Consider the following 14,831-nt stretch of genomic DNA (forward strand, 5'->3'; position numbering starts at 1 on the left):
CTTAGTGCCTGTTTCTTAAGTCGGTTTTGCCGCCAGCTTTGACGGTTGGCGCGCGGTTGTGGCGCCAGGCACCATCACGCGACATGAGTTCGGTCAATATGCCTTCGCGCAATCCGCGATCGGCAACGAGAAGTTTTTCACTCGGCCACACATTGCGTATGGCATCAAGAATAGCACAACCTGCAAGCACCAGATCAGCACGATCGGCTCCAATGCAGGGATTGGCAACGCGGGCCTCAAAATCCCATGACAGCAGACGTTGCGTCATCTGCGTCACGTCCTCTGATCCCATCCACATACCATCGACGCGCCGCCGATCATAGCGTTCAAGTCCAAGATGGATGCCAGCAAGTGTTGTCACTGTTCCAGATGTGCCTAACAGATGGAAGCGCGAGCTTGCCGTGAGGTTTCCAAGACAGTTGCGTTCTGCAAAACCGGAAAGCAGGTCTGTGACATGGCCAACCATGGCATCGAAGCTTTCCTGCGTGACATTGCGGCCACCGAAACGTTCGGCAAGCGTGACAACGCCAACGGGCAGGGAGGTCCAAGCCATAATATGCTCAGCAAGTCGCGGTGAGCGGCGCTGCGTCACATCGATCAACGCGATTTCTGATGAGCCGCCACCAATATCAAACAGCACGACCGCATCGGTTTCCCGTGTAACCAGCGTTCCGCAGCCCGATACAGCAAGGCGGGCTTCTGTCTGACGGTCAACGATTTCAAGTTCGAGCCCGGTTTCTGTGCGAACGCGCTCGAGAAACTCTTCGCCATTCGCGGCAGAGCGGCAAGCCTCAGTCGCAATCAAACGTGAACGCTTGATTTTACGAGATTCAAGCTTGTCGTGACAAATCTTCAAAGCTTCAATAGCACGCTGCATCGCGTGCTCGCTCAACCGTCCGGTTGAACTTAGGCCTTCACCAAGCCGCACGATGCGCGAGAAAGCATCCACAACACGAAACTGCCCGGGGCGTGTTGGTGAAGCAATCAACAAGCGGCAATTATTGGTCCCCAGATCGAGCGCTGCATAGAGCGGTGCTTCATGCGGCGCATGGCTGCGAACGCTTTGCGTATTGGTCGAATGGCGTTTTACCTGCGGTGATGCGTTGCCCGCTGGCTCCAAACGGGCAGTGGGATTTTGCAGCTTTGTAACATTGTCTGAAGCTACAGGCGCACTTCCTTGCTGGCGAGCCTGCTTCTTTTTGCGGGCACGCCTGCGGCGATTCGATATTTTACCGCCGGGCTTTCCATCTGCGGATTTAGTATCTGGATTCGGTATTTCAGCAATTGTTGGCTTTTGGCCACGCACGTCAGAGCCACCGGGGGATTTGCCACGGTTGCGACGGCGCGCACGCTTGCGCTGGCTTTGAGAGCCTTTGTTTTCAGTGTCTGAGCGTCCTGAATCGGGGGCTTTTGCTGCCTTGCCGACTTCTGGAACGGCTTGCTTGCGCGGTTTGCGCTTGCCGTTCTCGGACGGATTCCGAGCCTGTTGGTTGCCCGTTTGTCCGCCGGACGCCCCTTGTTGCGCCGTTGCTGCGGGGCGCTCCTCGGGGTTTTTCAAGGTTCTTATCCTTATGGCGCCGCGCGAACCTGTAAAGGACGCAAGCAATGCGCTTCAATTTTTACGTTGCCCTTAATGTAGCAGCGCTTTGGGCATTTACCAAGGGGCAGGCAGGGACCAGTCGTGGGAAAATTGATAAAAGGACGCATGAATCTGATAGGGCTAATATGAATAGGGGCTCCTGCTGTCTGCAAAAGCCCCATTATCAGAATCAGAAATGACTTTCAGGTCTCAAATGTCGTAGCTGTGCGCGGCATTGATTGTCGCCACGAACTGCTTGGTCCGTTCGCGCGCTGGCGTGACGAACACATCATGCGCAGTGCCAGTTTCGACAATATTGCCGGCTTCCAAGAACACGACATTTTGCGCAATCTTTGAAGCAAGGCGCAGGTCATGCGTGGCAATGACCATCGTCGTACCTTCCTTTGCAAGCTTGCTCAACACGTCCACAACTTCCGATGCCAATTCTGGATCGAGTGCAGATGTTGGCTCATCACAAAGCAGAACACGCGGTGAGGGCGCTAGGGCACGTGCAATTGCAATACGCTGTTGCTGCCCGCCAGAAAGCGTTGCAGGCCAGGCGTCGGCCTTATGTGCCATGCCTACTTTTACAAGCAGCTCCATGGCGCGTTCTTTTGCCTTTTCCTTTGGCCATTTCAGGACCGTTATCAGACTCTCCATAACATTTTGAATGGCTGTCTGATGCGGGAAAAGCTGAAAATTCTGAAATACCATACCCGTTTGACGGCGAATAGACTGGATCGCCTGCCAGCTTGGTTTGCGGTCGGGATCAAACGTTAAGCTCTGACCGCCAAGCGTTAGCGTGCCGGACGTTGGGACTTCGAGCAAGTTGATGCAGCGCAGCAGTGTACTCTTGCCGCCGCCTGATGGGCCGACAAGTGCTGTGACTGTTCCTTCGGCAATTTTCACGTTGATGCCATTGAGGATCACAACCTCGTCGAAGCTTTTGACGATATCTTTCAGCTCAATCATGAGTTTGTCTCCAGCGTTCCACCATAGCGTTTGAAACGCTTTTCCAGTCGTGCCTGAAGATTGGACAGGATCGTGCTGAGCGCCAGATAGATGAGCGCTGCCTCAATATAAAGCACCAGCGGTTCATAGGTGGTGGCAACAATGCGTTGTGCCGACTGAAACAGTTCTGGCACGGTGATTGCTGCAGCAAGTGATGTGTCTTTCACCAGCGAGATGAATGTATTAGACAGCGGCGGAACGGCAGTGCGTGTTGCCTGTGGCAGGATGGTGCGGGTTAGTGCCTGACGCCAGCTCATGCCAATGGAATAGGCTGCTTCCCACTGACCTTTCGGAACTGCAGAAATTACGGCGCGGATAACTTCCGAACTATAAGCACCAACATTCAGCGAAAAGCCGATAACGGCTGCCGTAAAGGCGTCGAGATAAATACCTGCGCTTGGAAGACCGTAGAAGATCACAAACAGCTGTACCAGCATTGGTGTGCCGCGGAAAATCCAGACGTAGAACCGCGCAATCAGCGATACCCAGACCGGCGCAAACAAGCGCACCAACGCTGTAAGCAATCCGAGCGATAGGCCGAAAATGAACGAAAGTATCGTCAGTGGGATGGTGAACTTAAGCCCGGCCCAAAGTAGGGTGGGCAGGGAATCCGCCATGAGTTGAAGCCAATCGGGCACGTCTCAAATTCCTTAGCTGGGATAGGACCTGAACACTCAATTCTCAGGAAATAACATATACACAATGAAAGAAAGCCGGAAACTGGTTCCGGCTTTCTTTGAAGACACTATCCAGAGCTTACTTCGAAACGTCCTGACCGAAGTATTTCTGAGAAATCTTGTCATAGGTTCCATCAGCTTTGACTTCATCAAGCGCCTTGTTGATAGCCGCTACGAGCTCGTCATCACCTTTGCGCACGATAATGCCGGAAGCCGTGGCGTTTTCCTTTTCTGCAACGACTTTTACAGGAGCTTTCGGCTGCTGTTTCTTGAAGTCGAGGAAAGAAAGGCTGTCATTGAGCGTCGCATCAGCACGGCCTGTCAGAACAAGCTGGACCGACTGATCAAAACCGTCTGTTGCAACGAGTTCTGCACCGGCTTCGGTTGCAAGCTTACCATAATTGCTGGTGAGCGACTGAGCGGCTTTTACACCCTTCAGGTCGGCGAAGTCCTTAATGGTATCGTTCTTGTCATTGACGATCAGAACGACCTTGGAAACGATGTAAGGGTTTGAGAAGTTGAACTTCTTCTGGCGCTCTTCGGTAATGCCGACCTGATTGATCACGGCATCATAACGATTGGCATCGAGGCCAGCAATGAGACCATCCCACTTGCCTTCAACGAATTCAGGCTTCACGCCGAGCTTCTGAGCAACGGCTTCGCCGATTTCCACGTCAAAACCAACGAGCTTGTTGTCCTTGTCGTGGAAGGTGAATGGCGCATAGGTGCCTTCAGTGCCGATCTTGAGAACGCCAGCCGATTTAATGGCTTCAAGGTTATCGCCCGCAAGCGCGGTCGAGAGAAGAGCTGCCTGGAGAACGCCGACTGTAGCGAGGATTTTTGCGAACTTCATTTGTAAGGTCACCTGTAAAAATATTCGATGAAATTAAAATACAGGAATTATTTTCTAATGATGCGTCGAAAATCACCGCTTTTGGATACTTATCGGAATATATTTTTGTTTTTATTGTAATTTGAGCAATCTGAATCCAAATAGCCTGAAACTGCGATTTTCTGTTCTAAAAATCGCCGTGACGCAGCTGAGATCGAGGCCGAATAGCGCTCTCAACTATCACCTATTTATCTAATTATCGGCATTTCAGAAAATACGACACCACTTTATTGACAAAATGTCGATAAGATGATGACATAAAACAAATAAGAAAAAGGGAGCAGCTTATATGGGGAATAACAGAGATGGCGAGCTGATGGCGGAAGCGCCAGCGGATATGCAGTCGTTGGGCTTTGATGAAGTCTCGTTGCCTAAGCATTTACGTTCTGTCGCATCTCTTGGCCCTATTGTATCTTCTTCGCACCTTGCAGAAGGCGGTTCGCCTGGTCTTTCCGAGGTGGAATATGGCCTTATTCTCGCTTCCCATGCATTCTCACGCTGGATGGTTCGCTGCATGGCAGCTGCCGGTTTGCCGGGGCTTTCGCCAATCGAAGTTTTGATCCTTCATTCAATCCGGCATCGTGGGCGTGAAAAGAAGCTGGCTGATATCTGTCTGGTGCTTGATATCGAAGATACGCATATCGCCACCTACGCCATCCGCAAGTTGGAAAAAGCCGGGCTTTTGACCACTGGTAAGGCGTCCAAGGAAAAGACGGTCAAAATCACCGAAAAGGGCGCAGAAGCTTGTGCGCGTTATCGCGAGATTCGTGAGCGGTTATTGGTCGAATCGACCGCCAATGCCCGCCCTTCAGAAGAAACCCTTTCGGAAGTTGCCGCATTGCTGCGCTTCATGTCCGGTGCATTCAATCAGGCCACGCGGTCTGCCATAACACTATAAGAGAGTTACGAGTTTGAGCGGAACTGTGTCCAAGCCTCTGCTGACGGTTGAGGGTCTGAGTGTTGAATTCGGCAGCAATCGCGTTGTTGATGATCTGAATTTCTCTGTTTCTGCTGGCCGCACGCTGGCAGTTGTCGGTGAATCCGGCTCAGGAAAGTCGATTACCTCGCTTTCGATTATGCGCCTTGCTGATATGAGTGGCGCAAAATTCCCCAATGGTCGCATTTTGTTTAATGGTCCTAAAGGCGAGCGCGATCTTCTGAAAGCGGATCAGAGAGCCATGCGCGGTATTCGCGGTAAAGACATTGCGATGATCTTTCAGGAGCCGATGACATCGCTCAATCCGGTTTTCACCATTGGCAACCAGCTTTCTGAAGTGCTGATGCTGCATGAAGGTATGTCGAAGAGTGCGGCTCTGACTGAGGGGAAACGCCTGCTGGAAATGGTGCGTTTGCCGGATGCCGAAGGCCTGCTTAAGCGTTATCCGCACCAGCTTTCTGGTGGTATGCGCCAGCGCGTGATGATTGCTATGGCACTGGCTTGCCGTCCTAAACTACTCATTGCTGACGAGCCAACAACGGCCCTTGATGTCACAATTCAGGCACAGATTCTGCACATCATCAAGGACTTGCAGAAAGAGCTTGAAATGGCGGTCATTTTCATCACGCACGATATGGGCGTGGTGGCTGAAATGGCTGACGATGTTGTCGTGATGTGGAAGGGTAAAAAGGTCGAAGAAGGCCCGGTAGGCCGTATCTTTGAAGCGCCGCAGCACCCTTACACACAAACGCTTTTGTCGGCAGTTCCAAAGCTCGGCAGCATGACGGGCGAGGCGTTCCCAAAACGGATGCCGGTTATGATGATGCGCGATGGCGTGCCTGTTTTAACGGGTGAAGAACGCATTCAGGATACCGCACGTTACGGTGAAAAGCCGCTTCTTGCCGTTGATGATCTGTATGTGCGCTTTCCGATCAAGAAGAACATTTTTGGCAAAGTCACTCATGTATGCAATGCGGTCTCTAAGGTCGCTTTCGACATTTATCCGGGTGAAACGCTGGCGCTGGTTGGTGAATCCGGTTCGGGCAAATCGACCATTGGACGCACAATCCAGCAGCTTCAATCGCCATTAGCAGGCGATATTCGCTTCAATGGCAAAGCCTATTCGCAGATGAGTTCTCCAGAGCGCTACGCGATGCGTCGCGAAGTGCAGTATATTTTCCAGGACCCGTTTGCATCACTCGATCCGCGCAAGACTGTCGGCTTTTCCATTGCAGAGCCAATCCGCACGCATGGTCTTCTCGACAATAACAAGGCGATCAATGCACGCGTGGCAGAACTGCTAGAGCGCGTTGGTCTTGGCCCGGAACATGCATCGCGCTATCCGCATGAGTTTTCGGGTGGACAGCGCCAGCGTATCTGCATTGCACGCGCGCTTGCTTCAAAACCGAAACTGATTATCGCTGATGAAGCTTTGTCAGCGCTTGATGTGTCGATTCAGGCGCAGGTGATCAACCTGTTTATGGACCTTCAGAAGGAGCAGGGCTTAGCCTATCTCTTCATCAGCCATGACATGGCTGTGGTTGAAAAGATGAGCCATCGCGTTGCGGTGCTTTATCTTGGCCAAATCATGGAACTTGGCTCGCGTCGGCAGGTGTTTGAAACGCCATCGCATCCTTACACGCAGCGCCTGTTGTCTGCCGTGCCGATCGCCGATCCTTCGGCCCGTACCGAGCGCGCAGCGCTCGAAGGCGAAATTCCAAGCACGACCCGTCGCATCGATGACAAGCCGACCATCTATAACTATCGCGAGATTTCATCAGGCCATTTCGTCGCCGAAAGCGCTTGAATTCTTGCACCATCTTTTCATCGCATGGTCCAACGCAAAACCGCTTAACACTTTTGCTGGAAATGCTTCAACGAACCCAAAGGGGAAAATAATGATAAAGAAAGCACTGAAAGCCGCTTTTCTGGCTTCCGCTCTGTCGGCGGCTGTGATTGCGTCGGCTCCAGCTTTCGCCGCTGGAAAGCTTACCGTTTCGTCGCCGCAGGATCCCGGAAGCTGGGATCCGATTGATACGTTCCTCGTCAATTGGGCATCTGTCGGCACCAATATTTTCGACGGTCTGGTTTATCGCGGTCCTGATCTGAAAATCGTTCCCGGCCTTGCGACGTCATGGGAAGAGCTGGATGACGGCAAGCGCATTCGCTTCACTCTGCGTGAAGGTGTGAAGTTCCACGATGGCGAGCCATTTAATGCCGAAGCCGTGAAGTTTACCTTTGATCGTCTGCTTGGAGATGAAGGCGCAAAAGGTCCGCAGCGTTCGAACTATATCGCAATCGACAAAGTTGAAATCATCGACGAAAAGACCGTTGATTTTCATCTGAAGGCTGCTGATCCGGTTCTGATCACCAAGCTTGCCGCTTATGGCGCGATGATCGTTCCGCCGAAATACATCACCGAAAAGGGTGATGATTATTTCAACACGCATCCAGTCGGTACTGGCCCGTTCAAGTTTGTGTCCTATGAGCCAAAGGTCAACATCAAGCTCGAAGCTTTTGCTGATCATTGGGGTGGCGCACCGAAGCTTTCAGAGCTTGAATATCGCTTTATCACTGAACCTTCGACAGCCGTTGCCGAACTTCAGGCTGGTCGCGTTGATCTCGTCATTCCGCCGACCATTCCAATCGGCATGATCCCGACGATTGAAGCCGATCCAAAGCTCGAACTCGTCACGACCGCTGGTCCAACTGTTTATGCGCTTCGCTTCAACACGCGCGACGGCATTACCAAGGATGAGCGCGTGCGCAAGGCACTGATCATGGCGGTTGATCGTGATGCGATCATTCAGTCGATCCTCGCTGGTCAGGCAGAGCAGATCGCAAGCTTCCAGGGTTCGCTTTCGTTTGGCTTTGATCCTGAAATGAAGCCGCTGCCTTACGATCCTGAACAGGCGAAGAAGCTGCTTGAAGAAGCTGGCGTTCAGCCGGGCGCAGAAGTACAGATCGATGTTCGCGGCAATGAAGCGACCTTCAATGAAGTTGCACAGGCTGTCGCTTCCTTCCTGCAGATGGTTGGCATCAATGCGACCATCAAGCCTTATGACACCAATGTTCTGCTCAACGACATCATCCCGCAGGGCAAGACCGGCGCGATGTTCCAGCAGTCATGGGGTGGCTGGACGCTTGATTACGATAACACGGCTTACTCGATGTATCATTCGGGCGAAAAGTGGAACCCATATGACAAGGACGAAAAGCTCGACAAGATGCTCGGAGCTCAGCGTTCGGTTCTTGATCGTAGCGAGCGCGAAAAGCTGCTTCAGGAAATCGCGCATTATGCAGCCGACCGTGCTCTGGAAATGCCGCTTTATAACCTCAAGGCAATCTTTGGCGTGAACAAGCGCGTGAAGAACTTTGTTCCGGTTCCAGATAGCCGCCTGCGTCTCACCGACGTGACTGTTGATTGATAAGACTAATGTGGCAAGCCGTTTATCGGCTTGCCACCGCATTTCGGAGGCGCTCTGGTGGCCGGATTTCTCATAAAACGAATTTTGCAGGCGTTGTTTGTGCTTATAGCCATGACAATGCTTGTATCCTATGCAATCCGGCTTACGGGCGATCCGGCGCTGATGCTGACGCAAGGTGCGGGCAGTATCACAGAAGCCGATCTAGAGCGCATCCGCGAAGGATTGGGCCTGAACCAGCCTTTCCTTGTGCAATATTGGGAGTTCCTCAAAGGCCTGTTCACGCTTAATCTTGGACGCAGCTTTTTGGGTGGGACACCCGTTTCCGTTCTGGTTGGCAGTGCCTTGCCTGCAACGCTGATGCTGGCTTTTGCATCGCTGTTTGTATCCATCGTGATTTCAGTGCCGCTGGGCATTAAAGCGGCTGTATCGCGTGGCAAATGGGCCGATCAGCTTATTCGCATTTGTTCGCTGGTTGGCCTGTCTTTTCCGAACTTTTGGCTCGGCACAATGCTTGTTTTGCTGTTTGGTATTTCTCTGCAATGGCTACCACCAAGCGGCATGAGCGGTTTTGCAAGTTTCATTATGCCAGCCATGACGATGGGCATCATTCTGACGGCAACCAATGTTCGTCTTGTGCGCACATCAATGCTCGAAACCTTGCAATCGCAATATATCATGGTCGCCCGCGCCAAAGGCTTGAGCGAAAACAAAGTGCTCTACAAGCATGCACTGCGCAACTGTGCCATTCCGCTGATTACATTCATCGGCCTTCAGTTTGGTGGTCTACTCGGCGGCATTGTGGTAATTGAACGCGTTTTCAACTGGCCGGGCATGGGAACGCTGGCGTTTGATGCTGTTGCTGGACGCGATTATCCTGTTCTTCAGGCGACAATCGCAATTCTGTCGATGCTGATTATCGGCGTCAATCTTCTGGTAGACATAGCTTATGGCCTTGTCGATCCGCGCATTCGGACGGAGTAGAGTAATGGCGACTAAAACATCAACTCTCTCGCTTTCACGTTTTGCAAATCTGGAATTCGTTGTCGGCTTTCTGCTGACTGGCACTATTTGTTTGGCGGTGATTTTCTCAGGCTACCTGTTTCCAGCAGGTGGAAATAAGATCGATCTACTGGCACGTTTGACACCACCTTTCGTCAATCCAGCGCATATTTTTGGCACTGATCCTCTCGGACGTGATGTGCTCGCGCGTGTTATCATCGGCGGCAAGATTTCGCTATTTGTGGGCTTCATCTCCGTTGTAGGTTCGGTCATCATCGGCACCACAATGGGACTGGTCGCGGGCTATTATCGTGGCTTCTGGGACATGGCGCTGATGCGCTTTGTCGATGTGCAGCTTGCCATGCCGTTCATCTTGCTTGCGATCACGTTTATGGCCATCCTCGGCGGTGGACTGGTCAATACGATCATTCTGCTGATTGTTTCGCAATGCGTACAATATGCCCGACTGGTACGCGGCTCGGTGTTGTCGCTGCGTGAGCGTGAGTTTATTCTGTCTGCGCGTGCTATCGGCGTGAAGGATTGGCGGATTATCTTGCAGCATTTGCTGCCAAATCTGCTTGGTCCTGTCATCGTTTTGATGACGCTGAATGTCGCTAACAATATCCTGCTTGAATCCAGCCTGACCTTCCTTGGATTTGGTATTGATTCAACCATTCCGAGCTGGGGTGGAATGCTGGCCGATGGCCGCACATATCTCCAGACTGCGTGGTGGGTTAGCCTTTTCCCCGGCCTTGCTATTCTTTTCACCGTGCTTGGCCTTAATCTTCTGGGTGACTGGCTGCGTGACACGCTCGATCCAACCGGTAGGACATCGCGATGAGCGTGCTTTTTGAAAAGACATATCCGCGTTCAATCAATGTCCTGATCGAACGTTTCTCAAAGCCGGAAATGCGCGGCGCTGAAGTGGAAGCATGGCTGTTCGATGATCAGCCAAGTCGCTTTGCGGCTGAAACGAAATTGCGCGAGGCGGGCATTAATGCGCGTCTGCGTTCGGCCTATAAGCCGCTTCTGCATTTCTTCCTTGAAGAAGTGGACGGTGCAGCCCTCAAAGCCGCAACAATTCTCTATCCGCGCCATGACAATTGCGTAGAAAACCGATTTTTGCTCGAAACCTATCCGCTTTCTGCGCTTCTGCCTGATGCAAAAATCAGCTTTAGCGCATCGGGTAAGGATGACTTCTTCTATGAAGTCGACCTTATATTTGCCGATGGTCGGAACGAAAATCATCGGGTTTTCGCACCCAATCGCGTCCATGTAGATTTCATCGGCGAAACGCTTGTTTCTCCAACCGGCTGGCTGATTGTCGAGCACAAAGACAAAGTAGAAAATGCCCGGTTTGAGACAGCTTATGAAAAGCTGTTTCATGACACGATCTCGACTATAGCTACTCATGACTGGGGTAGGGGCGAGCCCTATTTTGAAGAGCTGAACATATCGGTCAGCCTGCCAATTACAGATCGTCGTCTTCCTTTTGATGAAGAAGCACTGAGCCTTACTGAAGCTCTGCATGAAGACATTTATTTTTCGCTGCTCGAAGTCTTTCAGAAAAAGTCTGGTCGTCCTGTTGGTGATCGCGGTTTGCAGCCGGGGCAGATTGTGCCGGAAGTTCGTTTCCGTGACGCCGACCCATATGTGAAAGTGGAAACGCGTCCGCTTGAAACAACGGATGCGCTGACTGCCGAGCAGGTGCTGGAAAATGCACAAGCTCCGCTATCCGCTGATCAGATCAGACGTGAGATTGTTAAACTTGGCGGTTCGCCTTTTGAAGCCAAGACGCGAGCGGGGCGTAGCGTGCGCGCGACCTATGTTTCGGGCAGTGATCTGCCTATGATGATCAGCGCCGGGCAGCACGCCAATGAAACAACAGGTATCGTTGGTGCATTGCGTGCAGCCACACGGCTTGCCGCGCGCGATGGCGGACATTTCACGATCTCGCCGCAGGAAAACCCGGACGGATATGAAATCCACAAACGTTTGTGTGTCTTGCAACCACATCATATGCATCACGCGTCTCGCTACACGGCTCTGGGTGATGATCTGGAATATCGCACAGGCGAAGGGCTCTTTGAAAAGGCCATCCGCGTAGAGGCTGAGGCTCTTACAAGTGCGAAGCTTCACGTCAATCTGCATGGTTATCCGTCACATGAATGGACGCGCCCTCTGTCGGGTTATGTGCCGCGTTCCTTTGCGATGTGGACGCTGCCAAAGGGCTTCTTCCTGATTATACGTCACCACGCGTCATGGGAGAAAGAAGCTGAACAGCTTATGGATCATGTGACTAAGCATCTTGGTGCGATCGATGGTCTGCTTGAATACAACGATGCACAGATCAAGCTTTTCGAACAACATGCGGGCGAAACGGGTTTCCGTATTATCAACGGCTTCCCATGTCTGGTTGGTGTTGATGATCGGCACACCGTTCCGCTGACATTGATTACCGAATATCCAGACGAAACCATCTACGGCGAAGCTTTTGTAAAAGGCCACACAGCGCAGATGGAAACTGTTCTTTCGGCTTATGATGCTTTGCAGCAGCTTTTCCCGAGCGAGCCGGTTGCATAATTAAAGATAATATATGCCAATACGATTGCCGCCGATCATTTCGACGGCAATCTCCATCTCGTAAATATCGCGCAGAATGTCCGGCTGAATGAGCTGTTCCGGCGATCCCTGATGCACGACCTTACCCTTGCGCATGGCAACGATATGGTTGGAATAGCACGAGGCGAAATTGATGTCGTGCAGAACGAGGACGACCGTCTTGCCGAGTTCATCTGCAGCGCGTCGCAACAGCTTCATCATTGAGGCTGAATGTTTCATGTCGAGATTGTTGAGGGGTTCGTCCAGCAGTACATAATCCGTATTCTGACAAAGAACCATTGCCACAAAGGCACGCTGGCGTTGCCCACCGGAAAGCTCATCGAGAAAGCGCGAACCCAGTTCCTCAAGACCAAGATAGCCGATCGCCTGATCGACATGGTTGAGATCTTCGCGTGTTGGGCGTCCTTTGGAATGCGGATAGCGGCCGAATGTAACCAGATCGCGCACGGTGAGGCGGGAATTAATCGCATTGTCTTGCCGCAGGATCGACAGGCGCTTTGCCAGAATATCGCCGGATGTGGTTGAAACATCTAGCCCATCGACAGTCACGCGGCCTTTTTCCATCGGCAAGAGACGGCTGACCATCGAAAGCAGCGTCGATTTTCCCGCACCATTTGGCCCAATGATTGAGGTAATGCCGCGTGCTGGCAATTGTAGCGTCACATTATCAACGACGACTGCATTTGCATAGGATTTGCTGACTTGGCTTATTTCGATCAACGTGCGTTCCCCCTGACGAGAAGGATAATAAAGACGAGTCCGCCCAGAAACTCGATGATGACACTAAGCGCGGTGTTGAAAGCGAAAACACGCTCAAGGACAGTTTGTCCGCCGACAATGCACAAAATTGCCAAAAGAACGGCGATGGGCAGAACGATACGGTGTTTGGAAGATCCCGCGATCATGTAAGCGAGATTGGCGACGAGCAGACCGAAAAAAGTGATGGGACCGACAAGCGCAGTTGATACCGACACAAGGATCGTAACGATCAGCAGAATGCGATGCACAACGCGGCTATGATCGACACCCAGATTGATAGCCGGATCACGTCCAAGCGATAAAACATCGAAGACATTGAGAAAACGCAGGCCGTAAAGCGTGACTACCGCCACGATGATTGCTGCCAGCACCAGAATATCTGCGTTGACGCTATTGAAGCTTGCGAAGAAACGATCTTGTAGCAGCGCGAATTCGTTCGGGTCGATCATGCGCTGCATGAGGTTTGACGCGCTTCGGAAGAAAACACCGAAGACAATGCCAACGAGCATGACAAGATGCAGGCTGCGCGCCGCACCTGAAAACAGCCATGCATAAAGCGTACTTGCAAAAACCACCATTATTGCGGTTTCAGCAAAGAAACGCGCATTTGGGCCTATTCCATTGATGTGAATGGCACCGAAGGCAAAGACGGCGAATGTCTGGATCAGAATATAAAGCGCATCAAAACCCATGATGGAGGGCGTGAGAATGCGGTTGTTGGTGACTGTTTGAAACAGAACGGTTGAGACAGCGATTGAATAGGCCACGAGTATCATCGCAGCGAGTTTTGTGCCTCGGAAAGTGAGGATGAAAGACCAACTGCCTTTTGCGCCTAGTGTCATGAACGCAACGCAGGAAGCAAGGGTAAGGACTGCAAGAAATGCGATGACAAAGCCGGGACGTTTAAGCAATGCGTGATCCCTTGCGTAATAGCAGATAAAGGAACAACGCGCTGCCAACGACACCCATCATTGTGCCGATTGGGATTTCATAGGGGAAGCGGATCAGTCGCCCGACAATATCGCAGGCGAGTACCAGTCCGGCACCCAATACCGCCACCCATGGAACAGCGCGGCGCATATTATCGCCGATGAACATGCTGACCACATTCGGCACAATCAATCCCAGAAACGGGATCATGCCAACCGTCACAACCACGCTTGCGCTGACCATCGAAACGATTACAAGTCCGAGCGTTACCACGCGGCGATAGTTGAGACCGAGATTTGTGGTGAAGTCCTCGCCCATGCCAGCAACTGTGAAACGATCAGCTGCAATATAGGCAATAACGGTCAGGAAGAATGAGAGCCAAAGCAGCTCATAACGTCCGCGCAGCACGCCTGAAAAGTCACCTGTTGTCCATGAATTGAGTGCTTGCAGCAGATCATAACGATAGGCAATGAAAGTTGTGACCGCGCTAATGACGCCGCCCAGCATTATGCCGACGAGCGGAACCACCAGAACAGAACGCAATGGAATACTGCGCAGGATACGCAGAAAAAGCGCTGTGCCTGCAAGGGCTGTGACGGATGCCACAAGCATCTTGCCAAAGACCGGAGTGTCGGGGGCAAATAGGATAACCAGTAGAATACCGAGGCTTGCCGACTCAACAGTGCCTGCGGTTGAAGGCTCGACAAAACGATTGCGGGTGAGCATCTGCATGATCATTCCGGCAACTGCCATGGACATGCCAGCGAGGATGATCGCAAGTGTGCGGGGTATGCGGCTGATTAACAGCACTTCGGTCGCGCGGTCGGTGCTGTTTGCGCCAAACAGCGTGCTAAGCGATACATCGCTGACGCCGATAAACAGGCTGATAAAAGCCAGTATGACGACAACAATTATAGCTGCGGCGAGTGCCTTCACGCTGAATTCCCGTTCTCTTGCCTTGCCATGAAATCGGGCCACAACTTATGCGGCCCGACAT

General features: G+C 52.0%; 13 protein-coding genes. 6 read left to right on the forward strand and 7 right to left on the reverse strand.

The features are described 5' to 3' along the window. Position 1 precedes the first annotated feature (1 nt). From WH356_RS16430 to WH356_RS16445, 4 genes are all read right to left on the reverse strand, one after another. Entirely contained in the window at positions 2 to 1,558 is a 1,557-nt protein-coding gene (locus WH356_RS16430; RefSeq protein WP_339512689.1) for a Ppx/GppA phosphatase family protein, read from the reverse strand. 231 nt (positions 1,559 to 1,789) lie between these two features. Then, on the reverse strand, positions 1,790 to 2,551 hold the full coding sequence (locus WH356_RS16435; protein ID WP_339512691.1) for an amino acid ABC transporter ATP-binding protein: 762 nt from the start codon (positions 2,549 to 2,551) through the stop codon (positions 1,790 to 1,792). Next, positions 2,548 to 3,228 carry an amino acid ABC transporter permease gene (locus tag WH356_RS16440; protein ID WP_339512693.1) on the reverse strand — a complete coding sequence of 227 codons (681 nt, stop codon included), beginning with the start codon at positions 3,226 to 3,228 and terminating at the stop codon, positions 2,548 to 2,550. Before WH356_RS16440 ends, WH356_RS16435 begins: the two co-directional genes overlap by 4 nt. A gap of 118 nt (positions 3,229 to 3,346) precedes the next feature. Beyond that, a complete protein-coding gene (locus WH356_RS16445; protein ID WP_339512695.1) occupies positions 3,347 to 4,120 on the reverse strand; it encodes an amino acid ABC transporter substrate-binding protein in 774 nt (257 codons plus the stop codon). Positions 4,121 to 4,448: 328 nt separating this feature from the next. Between WH356_RS16445 and WH356_RS16450 the strand changes: the two genes are divergently transcribed. The 6 genes from WH356_RS16450 (at position 4,449) to WH356_RS16475 (ending at position 12,106) form a co-directional block, all read left to right on the forward strand. Next, a complete protein-coding gene (locus WH356_RS16450) occupies positions 4,449 to 5,057 on the forward strand; it encodes a winged helix DNA-binding protein (RefSeq protein WP_339512697.1) in 609 nt (202 codons plus the stop codon). Positions 5,058 to 5,082: 25 nt separating this feature from the next. After that, a complete protein-coding gene (locus WH356_RS16455; RefSeq protein ID WP_339512698.1) occupies positions 5,083 to 6,903 on the forward strand; it encodes an ABC transporter ATP-binding protein in 1,821 nt (606 codons plus the stop codon). 91 nt (positions 6,904 to 6,994) lie between these two features. Continuing rightward, the gene (locus tag WH356_RS16460) at positions 6,995 to 8,524 is read left to right on the forward strand and encodes an ABC transporter substrate-binding protein (RefSeq protein WP_339512700.1); all 1,530 of its coding nucleotides are present in this window, start codon (positions 6,995 to 6,997) and stop codon (positions 8,522 to 8,524) included. Positions 8,525 to 8,581: 57 nt separating this feature from the next. Next, on the forward strand, positions 8,582 to 9,505 hold the full coding sequence (locus WH356_RS16465) for an ABC transporter permease (RefSeq protein ID WP_339512702.1): 924 nt from the start codon (positions 8,582 to 8,584) through the stop codon (positions 9,503 to 9,505). Between the two features lie 4 nt (positions 9,506 to 9,509). Next, positions 9,510 to 10,364, forward strand: a complete 855-nt coding sequence (locus tag WH356_RS16470; RefSeq protein ID WP_339512704.1) for an ABC transporter permease — start codon at positions 9,510 to 9,512, stop codon at positions 10,362 to 10,364. Further along, a complete protein-coding gene (locus WH356_RS16475) occupies positions 10,361 to 12,106 on the forward strand; it encodes a peptidase M14 (RefSeq protein ID WP_339512706.1) in 1,746 nt (581 codons plus the stop codon). Before WH356_RS16470 ends, WH356_RS16475 begins: the two co-directional genes overlap by 4 nt. Here the strand turns inward: WH356_RS16475 and WH356_RS16480 are convergent, their stop codons facing one another. The 3 genes from WH356_RS16480 to WH356_RS16490 are packed head-to-tail and all read right to left on the reverse strand — an operon-like array spanning position 12,107 to position 14,770. After that, positions 12,107 to 12,865: an iron ABC transporter ATP-binding protein gene (locus WH356_RS16480; protein ID WP_339512708.1), complete on the reverse strand. Its 759-nt coding sequence runs from the start codon at positions 12,863 to 12,865 to the stop codon at positions 12,107 to 12,109. Next, positions 12,862 to 13,815, reverse strand: coding sequence for an iron chelate uptake ABC transporter family permease subunit (locus tag WH356_RS16485; RefSeq protein ID WP_339512710.1), 954 nt, complete (start codon positions 13,813 to 13,815; stop codon positions 12,862 to 12,864). The genes WH356_RS16480 and WH356_RS16485 overlap by 4 nt, the downstream gene beginning before the upstream one ends. After that, positions 13,808 to 14,770, reverse strand: coding sequence for an ABC transporter permease (locus WH356_RS16490; RefSeq protein ID WP_339512712.1), 963 nt, complete (start codon positions 14,768 to 14,770; stop codon positions 13,808 to 13,810). Before WH356_RS16490 ends, WH356_RS16485 begins: the two co-directional genes overlap by 8 nt. Positions 14,771 to 14,831: the final 61 nt, after the last annotated feature.

The organism is Ochrobactrum sp. MYb379 (assembly GCF_037479515.1).
Classification (GTDB): Bacteria; Pseudomonadota; Alphaproteobacteria; order Rhizobiales; family Rhizobiaceae; genus Brucella.

Coding starts and splice junctions, on each gene's coding strand:
- WH356_RS16435 (WP_339512691.1), bottom strand. CDS start 2,551: ATGATTGAGCTGAAAGATATCGTCAAAAGCTTCGACGAGGTTGTGATC.
- WH356_RS16445 (WP_339512695.1), bottom strand. CDS start 4,120: ATGAAGTTCGCAAAAATCCTCGCTACAGTCGGCGTTCTCCAGGCAGCT.
- WH356_RS16450 (WP_339512697.1), top strand. CDS start 4,449: ATGGGGAATAACAGAGATGGCGAGCTGATGGCGGAAGCGCCAGCGGAT.
- WH356_RS16460 (WP_339512700.1), top strand. CDS start 6,995: ATGATAAAGAAAGCACTGAAAGCCGCTTTTCTGGCTTCCGCTCTGTCG.
- WH356_RS16470 (WP_339512704.1), top strand. CDS start 9,510: ATGGCGACTAAAACATCAACTCTCTCGCTTTCACGTTTTGCAAATCTG.
- WH356_RS16475 (WP_339512706.1), top strand. CDS start 10,361: ATGAGCGTGCTTTTTGAAAAGACATATCCGCGTTCAATCAATGTCCTG.